Source organism: Methanosphaera sp. DEW79 (genome assembly GCF_003266085.1).
Taxonomy (GTDB): domain Archaea; phylum Methanobacteriota; class Methanobacteria; order Methanobacteriales; family Methanobacteriaceae; genus Methanosphaera; species Methanosphaera stadtmanae.
In genome coordinates, this window is record NZ_MUZW01000060.1 from 43,439 (window position 1) to 56,568 (window position 13,130).

Annotated in this window: 12 protein-coding genes; 1 reads left to right on the top strand and 11 read right to left on the bottom strand. The window is 28.1% G+C overall.

Annotation, left to right across the window (positions count from 1 at the left end):
• Positions 1–3: 3 nt before the first annotated feature.
• Positions 4–1,224: a proteasome-activating nucleotidase gene (locus BZ132_RS05780; protein ID WP_286940643.1), complete on the bottom strand. Its 1,221-nt coding sequence runs from the start codon at positions 1,222–1,224 to the stop codon at positions 4–6.
• A gap of 291 nt (positions 1,225–1,515) precedes the next feature.
• Here BZ132_RS05780 and BZ132_RS05785 point away from each other — a divergent pair, with 291 nt between their 5' ends.
• The gene (locus BZ132_RS05785) at positions 1,516–2,010 is read left to right on the top strand and encodes a multiprotein bridging factor aMBF1 (protein WP_011406787.1); all 495 of its coding nucleotides are present in this window, start codon (positions 1,516–1,518) and stop codon (positions 2,008–2,010) included.
• A gap of 18 nt (positions 2,011–2,028) precedes the next feature.
• Here BZ132_RS05785 and BZ132_RS05790 read toward each other — a convergent pair whose 3' ends face one another.
• From BZ132_RS05790 to BZ132_RS05835, 10 genes are all read right to left on the bottom strand, one after another.
• The gene (locus BZ132_RS05790) at positions 2,029–2,406 is read right to left on the bottom strand and encodes a DUF356 domain-containing protein (protein WP_011406788.1); all 378 of its coding nucleotides are present in this window, start codon (positions 2,404–2,406) and stop codon (positions 2,029–2,031) included.
• Positions 2,407–2,489: 83 nt separating this feature from the next.
• On the bottom strand, positions 2,490–3,704 hold the full coding sequence (locus tag BZ132_RS05795; RefSeq protein WP_048059888.1) for a hypothetical protein: 1,215 nt from the start codon (positions 3,702–3,704) through the stop codon (positions 2,490–2,492).
• A 50-nt stretch (positions 3,705–3,754) separates the two neighbouring features.
• The gene (locus BZ132_RS05800) at positions 3,755–4,303 is read right to left on the bottom strand and encodes a hypothetical protein (RefSeq protein WP_011406790.1); all 549 of its coding nucleotides are present in this window, start codon (positions 4,301–4,303) and stop codon (positions 3,755–3,757) included.
• A gap of 241 nt (positions 4,304–4,544) precedes the next feature.
• The gene (locus BZ132_RS05805; protein WP_258393708.1) at positions 4,545–6,089 is read right to left on the bottom strand and encodes a Mur ligase family protein; all 1,545 of its coding nucleotides are present in this window, start codon (positions 6,087–6,089) and stop codon (positions 4,545–4,547) included.
• Positions 6,076–7,515: a Mur ligase family protein gene (locus tag BZ132_RS05810; protein ID WP_011406792.1), complete on the bottom strand. Its 1,440-nt coding sequence runs from the start codon at positions 7,513–7,515 to the stop codon at positions 6,076–6,078. Before BZ132_RS05810 ends, BZ132_RS05805 begins: the two co-directional genes overlap by 14 nt.
• Before the next feature lie 187 nt (positions 7,516–7,702).
• Positions 7,703–9,172 (bottom strand): Mur ligase family protein, encoded by a 1,470-nt coding sequence (locus BZ132_RS05815; protein WP_011406793.1) that lies wholly within the window; start codon positions 9,170–9,172, stop codon positions 7,703–7,705.
• A 20-nt stretch (positions 9,173–9,192) separates the two neighbouring features.
• A complete protein-coding gene (locus BZ132_RS05820) occupies positions 9,193–10,275 on the bottom strand; it encodes a phospho-N-acetylmuramoyl-pentapeptide-transferase (RefSeq protein ID WP_011406794.1) in 1,083 nt (360 codons plus the stop codon).
• A 227-nt stretch (positions 10,276–10,502) separates the two neighbouring features.
• Positions 10,503–11,651: an ATP-grasp domain-containing protein gene (locus BZ132_RS05825; protein ID WP_011406795.1), complete on the bottom strand. Its 1,149-nt coding sequence runs from the start codon at positions 11,649–11,651 to the stop codon at positions 10,503–10,505.
• 11 nt (positions 11,652–11,662) lie between these two features.
• Positions 11,663–12,166, bottom strand: coding sequence for a hydrogenase maturation peptidase HycI (gene hycI, locus BZ132_RS05830; protein ID WP_048059755.1), 504 nt, complete (start codon positions 12,164–12,166; stop codon positions 11,663–11,665).
• Entirely contained in the window at positions 12,132–12,893 is a 762-nt protein-coding gene (locus BZ132_RS05835; RefSeq protein ID WP_286940644.1) for a methyltransferase domain-containing protein, read from the bottom strand. Before BZ132_RS05835 ends, hycI begins: the two co-directional genes overlap by 35 nt.
• Positions 12,894–13,130 lie beyond the last annotated feature (237 nt).

Below are 13,130 nucleotides of genomic sequence, written 5' to 3' on the forward strand. Positions count from 1 at the left end.
AGTTTATACAAACATCACTGATTCTTTAGAAGATTTATCTTTATTTTTATGCATTACTTTTTCTAAAGCATCTTCAAAGTTTTTAGCTGAGACACTGTGATGTTCTTCTCTTATTGCAAACATACCTGCCTCAGTACATATTGATTTAAGATCTGCACCAGATGCTGATTTTGCATTTTGGGCTATGTATTTTAAATCCACATCTATATCTAATGACATGTTTTTAGTGTGTATCTTAAGAATTTCTAATTTTCCATCTTCATCTGGAACTGGAACTTCTATGATACGATCAAATCTACCTGGTCTTACAAGTGCTGGATCTAGAATATCTGGCCTATTAGTTGCTGCTATAATACCAACATTTCCTCTTGATTCAAATCCATCCATTTCTGCTAGAAGTTGCATGAGTGTTCTTTGAACTTCACGATCTCCACTTGTTGAACCTTGTAATCTTTTTGCTGCTATTGCATCAATTTCATCAATAAATATGATTGCTGGTGCTTTTTCTTTTGCTAATTCAAATACTCCACGTACTAAACGTGAACCTTCACCTATATATTTTTTAACAAATTCTGATGCTACTATTTTTATAAAAGTTGCATTTGTTTCATGTGCTACTGCTTTTGCTAGTAAAGTCTTACCAGTTCCTGGTGGTCCATAGAAGAGAACTCCTTTTGGTGGAGTTATACCTACTTCTTCAAAGATTTTAGGATTTTTAAGAGGAAGTTCTACTGTTTCTACTGTTTCTAATACTTGATCTTTTAGTCCACCAATTTCATCATAGGTTATGGATGGTTTTTCATCTATTTCCATACCTGATACTAATGGATCTTTTTCTGATGTTATAATATCCACAATACTAAATGTTTGTTGATTTAGAGCTACTCTTGCCCCAATTTCTATCCTATCAGAATCTTTTTCTGGATATTTTAATAGAAATGATGGTCCAGTACTACTTTTTACAACAACTTGATTATCATCCAATATTTCAGATACTGTTGCTAATACAAGTGGTGGTATTCTAAATCTGTTAATTTCACTTTTCAATGATTTAACTTCACGATCTAACCTTAAGTTTTCATTTTCAAGTAATACTTTATCTTTTTCTAGTTTTCTTACTTCCCAAGTTAGATTTCGTTCAATTGCTTCATGCTTATCAATTAAATTTGTTATTTCAGTGTTTTCTTTATTTTCAATTGTATTAAATGGTTCTGAATCTTCCATAGTAAACCTCCTTTTTTTTAAATAAATTAATATAATAATATTTTTCTTTATTATATTTTATAAACAGTTATTTTATTTTTTTACTTTTAAATTTAAATTATTAATTACTACATTTTATTTCTTTAAAGTTTATTATTATTATATTATTTGATTTATTTTTTAATTACTTCGTTATACAATAGATAATAATTAAAAAAAGTAAGAAAAAGAAATGTGAAAAAATACAAAAAGAATATTTAAGTAAATAAAAATAGATATGTGTATATAAAAATAATATTTAAGTGAATAACAATGAATTGTGAAATATGTGGAACAGAAATAAAAGGTCAACCTTATAAAACTAAAATAGATAATTCTCTTATGGTTACATGTAAAGAATGCTCTAGATATGGAAAAGTTCAACAAAAACCACAACGCCAAGGAAATAATAAAAGAAATAAAAATAATCAGAACAGAAGAACAAATTCAAACAGACCATACACCCGAAAATCTAAAGAAGAAGAGTATGAACTAGTCGATGATTATGAAAAAACTATTAAACAAGCAAGAGAAAAGAAAAATCTCACACATAAACAACTTGGAGAAAAAATCTATGAAAGAGAATCTGTTATAGCTAACATTGAAACTGGAAAAATGGTTCCTGATAATAAGATTGCTCATAAATTAGAAAAAGCATTACATATAAAAATTATTGAAAAAATAGAAAGTAATGAAAGGGAATTCCAAGAGTCTAGACGTTTTAAAGAAGCTACCCTTGGAGATATAGCTCGTATAAAAAGGAAGTAAATAATTAATTACATTCCTTCAATTACTTTTTTTTGAATTTGAAGATTTATTTTTAGAAGAATAATAACCATCAAATATTTTAGATTTACTAAATTCCTTATTTAAATCTTCATATTCTGGATATTCTTCACTAATAACAATAACATGAACTGGAGGATGGATTTTTCTTAAATTCATAATACTTGTTGTTGTACTTTCTTGAACTTTAACTAGAACTGCTATTTTAATATCATCTCTAGGTTCTTGTTTTAAAACTCTTTTTGTTACATCATGCACACTTTTTAAAGAAACCTTCCTAGGTTTTCCTATTATTGATAATTTAGCATGCCTTTCTATATCTGCCAAGCCATTTAATGCTTTTTTCTTATTCATAGCCCTAACTAATATCAATGCCATAATTTAACTCCTATTAATTAATATGAAAAAATTGAATATTTATTTAAAATTTAAAATTAAAAAAGAAAATAAAAATAGAAGACTTAACGTCTTCTAAAGAATGATTTTATTAATGTACTTCTAAATATAGCTAGTAATATTAATAAAATCCCAATTACACTTTGAATATTTCCAAGTACATCAAATACTTGAGAATCTATTGGTAAATTCCATGTTGGTGCAGATCTTCCATTTGTTGCAGGAGTATAATATACACCTACTGCTTTAATATTTTCTTTAACATTAATATCTGATGCATCAACATATTCCACACCAATTAATGTTCCACTATCTATAGCTTTATTAATTGATTGTGCAATTTTAACTGGATCATAACCATTTTTAGTTACTGATGCTATTACAACACTACTTGTAGCTTCAGATATTCCTTTTTCATCAGAACCATATGTCGATACTGATGGATTATCATCAGATACTGTTATAGCATTACCTAATGCTTGATAAGCATAAATAACTGTAAGTGGACTTCCATCAACAGGAGACACTTGATAATTTTCTGCTTCAGGATAACCTACTGCCCATCCACTAGAACTTACCTTAGAATATGGTTTTTCCATTTCATAACCTGTTTGATTTAATTGTTCTGGAGTAAACATATCTCCTGTAGTTACACCAGATACTAGATTTATTGCACCACCACCATGATCTTCTCCAGAATCTGCAGCTACTTCACCAATTGCTTCTGAAACTATTTTTGTAGCTGGATATCCATCCCTTATCATTTTACCCATGTTTATTGCAGTTTGTAATCTTACTGTTTCTGCAGTACCTGATTTTGGGTTTCCATGAGAATTACGAAGATGTATCATAGCCCCTTTAGTTCCTGGAGGTACTGTTGCTAATCCACCACTTGCTGCTTGAACATTAATTGTACTGTTGTTATCTACTGTAACAACATAAACATCAAAACTTCCCCCTACAGCAATACCTTGTGTTGGGTTAACAGCCATTAGACGAATTCCATCAAATCCATTTGCCACATTAACTACCTGTTCAGGAGTTCCATTATTTTGAAGTTGTGTAAGTGCTGATATAATAGCAGCTACACGAACATTTGAAGAACCTTCCCCCCCTGATAGTAATGCCATTTTATGTTCTTGTGAGAATATAAATGTTGACTGGAACATATTAGCTGCAAATGATTGACTTCCAGCAGCACACCCATTAGGATCCTTTCCTGTAGGATCTGTAATAACTGCCACATTCATTGTTGCTGATGCAGTAGTTGAAAATAACATGACAATAATTAGAAATAAAGCTATTTTTGCTAATTTTGATTGTTTAACCATTATATCACCTTACTTTTTAACTCCTGCAACATTAATAAACCAGTTATTTGGCTAACTCCACCAACTTCAGCATTTCCTTCAAAGTCAAGATTACTTTGTGAACTTCCATTGGTTGTATTGTTAGTTACATTAACTTGTAATAATGAGAAATCTTCAATAACTGTAACAACCACATTCCCAGTTGTTGTATCTACTTGAACACTTGCCGCATTTATAGGAGCTACTGAAGTACCAGGTATTGTTGACTTTTTAACCAATTCTACAGCATTCGTTTTAGCATCACTTAATAGAAGTTGTCTTTGTGACGTGACTAGAGTATTTCCATTAATATAACTTCCATCCCTAAAACCAGCAGCCTCTACATTGGCTTTAATTACACTTGTAGGTATTATATCATTACCTTTAACCATTATTCCAGCAATAGGAACACCATCATCAGTAGTATTTGATGAAGCAAATGCAACATAACTCATTGCACGTCCAGACAAAATCAAAATAAATGCTAAAATTAAAATGATTAAAGTATCTCTTCTAACTCGTATAAACAAAATTTCACCTCTAATCTTATATAAATTCTAGTATTATTCTATATTTTGAACTAGAACTACTTTAGAGTATAATTATAAAATAAATAAGTACCATTTATTATAATTAATATACAATTCATAAAGTATAAATCTATTATATATTTCTTGATGTTATACTATTTAATTATAACAATATTTTAAAAATTAGTTTTCTTTAATAAAAAATATAAAGGAAGATATTAGAATAATTTCTAAAATATAATTATTCATTATCTTTAATAATATCTTTATATTTGAATGCAGCTTCTCCAGTACATACTACTAAGTTAGCATCTAATTCTAATGCTTTATTAAAACCTACAAGTACCTGTTCAACTGTAGCTCCAAGTGTTCCTTTTTTATCACCTTCAGGCATAGAATCAGGCAACACTATTTTATCAGTATATTTTCCATTATCCAAAGCATGTTTTGCACATAAATATGCATTGTGTGATGCTGGAACTATGTAATTAGCATGTTCTGCTGCACAATCCAAGATTTCTTTATCACCATCAATTCCAGATTCTGATGAAGTAGTAATAACATCTACTATAGTACCATATGCATTTTTTAATTCCTTAAGTACTGATGTTATTCCTGCAGGATTATGGGCATAATCTACCATGATTTGTTTATTATGACTAATTCCTATTTTTTCCATACGCCCTCCAACACCTTTAAATGATTTAACTGCTTCTTTTATTGTTTCATAAGATATATTTAATGTTTCATGTGCAATTATTATTGCTCCAACTGCATTATATATATTATGTATACCATATATTCCTAATTTAAATTCATATTCTTCATTATATGGTGTTTTAAGAATGAATTGATTGTGTTTATCATTTATATTACATGCTAGATAGTCTGGTTTTGTATATTTTAATCCACAATTACATTCATATACTCCTACTCCACCACAAAATTCTTTAATTTGAACTTTTTTTCCACAGAAACATTGTTTTAATGTGGTTTTGTTGGAATTTGTATCTAAACCAAATGAAATTAAATTACCTTCATAATTTAGTTCTTTTAACAATGATTCAATCGTTGGATCATCATTATTTATTACAAGAGTTTTATTTCGTAATAATTCAACTAATTCTCCTTTAACTCGAGCATAATCTAGAAAACTTGAATTTTCAGATAAATGATCTGGAGTTATATTAGTTATTAACCCTACATCAGGTTTACATGCTTTTGCTAATTTTTCAAGACTTCCTTTAATACCAAATGTTCCTGTTTCTAATATGTTAATATTTCCATTTAATCTTGATTGTAGAGGTGGAATATCTGCAGTATTTCCCTGCATACCCATTAAATTATGTTCACATGGTTTTAAACCGGCATGATATGCTATGTGTTTTAGGAGTGTTGTTGTGGTTGTCTTACCATTTGTTCCAGTAATACATATAACAGGATGTTTTGGTTCAAAAATTTCAAGTATATCTTTTACTGTTAAAATAGGAATACCATATTTTTTAATTTTATGATACAGCATTGATTTTGATTCAAGAAGTGCAGTTGGAATTATCATATAATCTGAACTTGTAAAAAATGTTTCTGGAATTTCACCATAGTATATTTTCATCTCAGGATAATCCTTTAGAGCAGCCTTAAAACGGCAATCTTCTTCGTTTACCATATCATTTGCTTGTACTTTAAATCCATGATCCATTAATAATCTTGCAATAAGATTACCATTTATTCCACATACACCTATAACTCCAAATACAGTGTTTTCATCAAAATCAGTTATTTCCATAACGTTTACATCCTTCATTAAGACCATTTATCATTCTTGTTTTTGCTTGTTGATATGAATTTGATGCATCTGGACCAAGATGTACAATTATATCCCCTGGTTTTGCATATTTCATTGCAAGTTCTGCTGCTTCATCAAGTGTACATAATGCTATTTTTAGTACATCATCATTTTCTATTGCATTTAATAAATCTAGAGCTGCATCCATATCAAGTGTATTTGTTATTTCAACATAACCTGTTGCTATAACAATATTTGCATAATCTCCAATTACACGACCACTTTCTGCTTTATCTCTTATTGTTGTTGAGTCTACATTGTCATATAATATTATTAGATTTTCATCTTTAACTGATTCAAGTGCTTGTCTTACACTTTGATCTCCATATGATGCATCATAATATGCATCAACACCATTGAATTTACCAAGATATTCCATACGTCCACCCACACCAGTAAACATACCAATACCCTTTTTAATATCATTCAACGATATTCCATACTCCCTACTTACAGCTATAGCAGCAGTTAAATTTTCATATGTATAGAATGCTATTGTATCTATTTCAATTTCAGATTCAGTAGTCTCCTTATTATTTACAATTCTAATATTATATTTACCATCATCATAGAACCCATAGTATGTTGGTGTGTACTTATCTAAATTAACAGCTTCATCATTTTCAAAGTTGAAATATACAGTGTCTTCTCTTTTATATGTTAATAAATCACCACATTGTGAATTTGCTATAAGTTTTTGACTTGCTGGAAGAATACATGCTTTACGTTCAACATATTTTTCCATAGAACCACCAAATTCACATAAATGTTCTGGTCTGAGATTTGTTAGTACTCCTATTTTTAAGTCAATTTCCCCCATTAATCCAAGTGTTCCATGGGGTAATTCTAGAATTGCAATGTCTGCCCCAATATATTCCCCCTTAACAATATCATCAACTATTGCTTCACTTACCAAGTTCCATTTCATTGAAGAACATTGATAAACATTATATCCTGCAGCTTTGAAGATATTTGTTAACATATCTGTTGTGGTTGTTTTACCAAAAGATCCTGTTATACCTATTTTATCCATAGGTAATATTCTATTAATAATATCACTGATTGTTTTTCTTGTAACTTCCACTTTATCATGTTCTTTAATTTCTTTACGAATTGATGCAGATTCTGGTATTGTTGGTGCTAAAAATACTGCATCATATTTTGTTATATCTGGTGATTTATTACCTAAATCTAAGGTTACTCCTTCATTTTCCATTATTTTAAGTCTATCTTGTCTTCTAGTTGTAAAATCATCAAATGTTTTTGTATCAGATATTGTTACATTAACACCTTCATGATTTAATAATCTAGCTACTGGTCTTCCAGCATTTCCCGCCCCTACTACTAAGCATGATTCAAAATTCAAAGACTACAACTCCTTTTATCTTAATAATAAAATTTTAATATATTAATCTATAGTTATATATTCTTTCAAGTGTATGATGAAAAAATAATTCTTTCCTAATTAATTATCTATTATTATTTATAAATATTTTTAATTATTATAAAAAATCAAGTAATAAAAAAAAGTTAAAAAAAAGAAATGATATTTATTATATTATATCATGTTTTTTTAGAATTCTACTTGCAGGATCCATTCCTTGAGCACCCAATAATAATATAACATCATCATCAGATGCTAAGTTTACAACATTTAATAATGATTCTTCTAATGATTCAAATAACATAAAATGAATATTATTTTCTTCTAATATTTCTAAAAATATATTTTTTTCAGAATCAACAACAGTATTTAAATGATTTACAACATCAACACTACATGTTAATAATAAAGTATAATTATCCCTATCTTTAAGCGATTTTACCAAAGCTTCGGCTATTTCACGATTAATATCATCACCACGAGAACCTCTAATAGCATTGACAATAAACAAATTATTACCTAACTTAGATCCATTCTCAATAGTTAAATTAATTCCAGATGGATTATGTGCAAAATCATCAATAATAATAGGATTTTCCCTAAGCTTAATAAAACGTCTTGCTAATGGTTTATAATTTTTTAAAGATTCAATTACTCTACCCCTATCCATATTTCTATAGATACATACAGCTAGTGCTGCCATTATATCTTGTATGAAATGTATTGAATTAAATGGAAGATCCTTTTGCTCAACATACAATTCATTTCCAGAATAAATACCAACACCTTCCTTATATGAAACAGATAAAATATTATTTTCATCATAATTTCCAAAAAACATGACATTAATATTTGATTGATTTGATACAATATTAGCCATGTTTCTAATATTTTCATCCTCATAATTCAATACAAGTAATGATTCTTTATCCCCATTAAGTAATGCTTTTGCTGCTCCAGATATTTCATATAATAAATTGTCAAATGATTTAACTAAATTAATATGATCCATGGATGCATTTGTAATTATAACACTATCTGCATCTAATGCCCGTATCATCTTATTAGAATGATTTTTCATTATTTCATCATCCCATCCTTGAACTTCAGATACTTCTAAAGTAATTACATCAATATTATTATTTTTATGATAATAATCAGATAATTCTGATGCTACTCTTGGATCTATAAGGGTATTTCCTTCTGATTCTGCATCAGTATTTGTGTAAGTATCATAATTAAAATCTGAAAAAATAGTATAGAGAAGATGAGTAGTTGTTGACTTTCCATTAGTTCCAGTCACAGCTACTTTAAATGAATCTTCTGCATATTCTTTAACAATTGTATTTAATGCAAATGCAGTTGCATATTCAATATGCTCAGTAACGATAAGAGAAAAATTCAATGCTTTTGCCATACTTATTGCATCATCATGAGGATTTTGAGTTATTAAACAAGAAACTCCCTTTTCATTTGCAATTTCTATACCCTTACCATTAATTTTATGTCTGATAACTATATCATTTTCAGAAGCTTTATTTAAAAAGGTATAATTTCCTGACAATAAATTATCAGGACCATATAACACTCCTTCAATTTTATTAGCTAAATCAGATGCTTTAATACTAATTTCTTGCAATGTTTCACCTCAATTTATGTCTATATTATGCCAAATAAAAATAAGGCAATAATAGAAACTACCAATGTAACTGTCCAATATAACAAAATAATTTTTTGTTCAGACATACCATGATAATTCAATGTATGATGCAATGGTTCAACAGGTAATGTTATAATATGTGACCTATGTAAAAGACTTATTATTACAGATACAATTGGTACTGCCAGAGCAATTATTGAAAATATCAATGAATTTCCCAGTAATGCTGCTGTCATATAACCAGTACCTAATGCATATGATCCAGTATCCCCCATGAAGATTTTTGCAGGATAATGATTTAATACTAAAAATCCTACACATGCACCAGCAATTATTATAAATGGTAATGCTGCTACAGAACCTGTTGTTACATTAGCATACAATGCTGAAGCTATAGATGCTATTGCAATTATACCTGCAGCTAATCCATCCATACCATCAATTAAATTAACCGAATTTATAGAACCAATAATTGCAAATAATGCTAAAGGTATCATTAAAATACCAAGTTCAAAACCACTTACAGATGTTGGTAAAAATCCAGGAAGTATTACAAAACATGCAACTACAAACTGAGTAATTATTTTTTCACTTTCTGTAGTTTCACTTTTAATTGGAATTTCATCAATTAAAGTAAGTTTATGTTCTTGTTCAACGATTTTATTATAATCTGCTTTAGCTTTTTCAGATGCAATTCTAGCTTCTTCACCCGGTTCTAAAGTCAATAAACCTATACTTACAGGTTTATCCCCATCATTACGTACTACTTTCTGATATTCTTTTACTTTAAATCCAAGTAAATCATCAAACATTCCAAAAATTCCTGCAACTACCATCATAATTACAGTTATTAATAAATAACTTGTAGAATGCCAATCGAATAAGAATAAGGCCATTACTGAAACACCTATTAAAATACCAAAACCACCCATGGTTGGTGTTCCACTTTTTTGTCTATGTTCTGATATTATAGGATTATCCCTTATGTCTGCTACCAGTAATTCTCTTCTAACAACAGCAGTAAATAGTGCTGTGACAATTATTGTTAAAGCAAATATTAGAACGTCTACTTGACCTATCACTAGTTTAACCCCCTAAGTTTAAAACTAAATTCAGTATATAGTTAGTTATTTTTTTTAATATTAAAATAAGTAACTGTTATTTAAAATAAAGTAATATCCAATCTAATAGAAAAAAAAGAAATGTATATTAAAATATGACTATAAAATAAGAAATATAACTTTAATAAGTAATATAAGTATTAAAAATAAAAAATAAAAGGAAATAAATAGTTTAAATCACTAATTATTTAATTAAAATGAATATTATTTGCATTTGCATAATCACTTACTAATTCATATGTTAAATTATTTAATTTATTTCTAGATGTTGCACGAATTGTAAGTCTTTGATAATTCTTTGGACCATGGACTATATATGAATTTTCTGATGAAAATCTCTTCTGGGATGGAATATTTTCTTGTGGGAAATTTCCAATAGGAAGTTCTGTAGAATAATAATTCTCCATAGAATTTCTTACATCTTTTGCACTCCAATGTCCCTTAGCCATATCCACCAATTGACATAATGGATAGATATTCGTAGTAGCTGCTGTCATATATCTTGTTCCACTAGGTCTGGTATTTAATTCTATTACATAATCTAATTTTGAATTATTATCATGTAATATATCAATATCCATAGTACCATCCAAGCCAACTAAATTAGCAATTCTCTGTGCAAGAAGTCGAATATCCCTATTATGAGCAACATTATCTATACCTTCAATTTCAAGAGGTGCTTGTTTTATTTTCTTCAAAGGATGTGTTCCATTTAATGTTGTATCACCTTTATATACTGGAGTTAATGCTACTGATTCATTATTCCAACGTAATACCTCAATTGAAACTTCAAATCCTTCCACATATTCTTCAGTAAAAACATTACTCTTGTTATCTAAGAACTCATTAATATCATCCCTATTAACAGCTACTTTTACACCTGTTCCCCCTTGACCTTCAGGAGTTTTTAATACTATGGGTAAATCTTTTTCAATATCATCTATATTATAAGGTTTATTTAAAGCATGAAATTGTGGTGTTTTAATATTATTTTCCTTTAATAATTTCTTTGTATTGTATTTATCTGCAGCAAGACTTGCTGTTTTATATGAAGATGCTATAACAGGAATACCAATTTCTTCAAGTTCATCCTTCATTTTACCTACATCAGGAAGAGGTGGATCAATACCAATTAATGGAATAACAGCATCCACATCTTCCTTAATTGCTATTTCCATAGGTTTATCCATACCTCTTGGAACTATATAATTATAATCAGCTAAATCCAAATTTATTGCATTTTCATTTGATTCCGTTATTATTGAAGTTATATTTTCTTGTTTAAGATACCAAGATACATCATCAAATAAACGTGAACCTATAAATAATATTTTCATCTTAAAACTCCTTAAACTAATTTGGCTATTATATCTGTTAAGTCATTAGCACTACTTTTAACTTCATCAGATATTGTATTTATTATATTCATTTCCTTTGGTTGTATTCCAATTGTTAAAATTTTACTTCCAATAGTTTCTTCAATATAATTTATTATGAATGATATTGGCATAGAATGTGTTGAAAAATTGAATGTGTCTATTTGATTCTTTGAAATGGTTATTATAGAACCAGCTTTAGCATCAAATTCAACTGCATCCACTATTATTATATGTGATGGTTTTAACTTTCTTATTTCTTGTGTATGATTTTCTGGTGCTGATTCAGTATTTAACAAGTATACATCATCAGTATTTTTATCAGTTAAATTAACTAACTTCTCATATAATAAATCAAGTATTAATGGTCCTACACCATCATCTCCACGTAAGGGATTTCCTATACCTAAAATTAATAATTTTTCATAATCAACAATAAAATCATTTATTTCTTCTGATATTTGTTTTAAGTGTATTTAAACCACCACCCATAATATATTCCATATTAATTATAATTTCATCATCAACATCAACATCCATACAATCTACTGGTACTATAATTGGTGGATTTAACATTGGTGTTGGTTCTAAAATAATATTATCTGTTAAAATAGTATATGTTGTTAATTTTAATGCATTTATCTTTCCAGCTTTCATAATATTTATAGAAATTTCTACATTAACTTTTTCACATATTACATCTTGAAATGATATAGAATGATATTTAATTTCATCAGATAATGATATGTACTCTGGAATATTATCTTCATAATATGTTATATGATTAATATTTGTTGAAATTATCTCTACAGTTGAATATACTGATTTAGGTATGAAAACTGTATCTTCCTTTATGTATTTATGAGCATTATTTATTACTGGAACTTGTTCTTCATCAATTAAAGCTGTATCTAACATTTCACATATGATTGTATCGGCCTTTTCTGGAAATTCATACCTACTTGCATCTGTTTTTATTAATTCAATATTATCATACTTTGACAAATTCTTTTTAGTACTTTTTATAATGAAAGGGTTTTGTTCTAAAGCATATACTTTTTTAGCATGATTTGCTGCTAATTGAGCTAATATTCCAGATCCTGTTCCTAAATCATATGTTATCCCACTTGTTTTTTCATAAATTGCCCTTTTAAATGAGTTTACTCTTTTTTTATCCTTTGTTAAATCATCATAATATGTCATTGTATAATTCTTTGTTAGAAGAATAATAAATTTTTAATTATATTAAATAATCCAACCATATTAATCATCTAACAAAAAATTCTTCTTTTTCTAGTAATTTTATATTTTTAAGAATAAAAATATACTCAGTTTATTATTATTCTTTTTATACTTATACTAAGCACATAAATAAACATAATTCATATAATATCTATGGAGATTACTTAATAAAACAAAATAAGATAAATAGTTAATAAA

What these genes read in the sequence shown, in the direction of transcription:
- BZ132_RS05825 (WP_011406795.1), bottom strand. Translation starts at nt 11,651, where the DNA reads ATGAAAATATTATTTATAGGTTCACGTTTATTTGATGATGTATCTTGG.
- BZ132_RS05835 (WP_286940644.1), bottom strand. Translation starts at nt 12,893, where the DNA reads ATGACATATTATGATGATTTAACAAAGGATAAAAAAAGAGTAAACTCA.
- BZ132_RS05795 (WP_048059888.1), bottom strand. Translation starts at nt 3,704, where the DNA reads ATGTTATTTTCAACTACTGCATCAGCAACAATGAATGTGGCAGTTATT.
- BZ132_RS05805 (WP_258393708.1), bottom strand. Translation starts at nt 6,089, where the DNA reads ATGGAAATAACTGATTTTGATGAAAACACTGTATTTGGAGTTATAGGT.
- BZ132_RS05780 (WP_286940643.1), bottom strand. Translation starts at nt 1,224, where the DNA reads ATGGAAGATTCAGAACCATTTAATACAATTGAAAATAAAGAAAACACT.
- BZ132_RS05785 (WP_011406787.1), top strand. Translation starts at nt 1,516, where the DNA reads ATGAATTGTGAAATATGTGGAACAGAAATAAAAGGTCAACCTTATAAA.
- BZ132_RS05790 (WP_011406788.1), bottom strand. Translation starts at nt 2,406, where the DNA reads ATGGCATTGATATTAGTTAGGGCTATGAATAAGAAAAAAGCATTAAAT.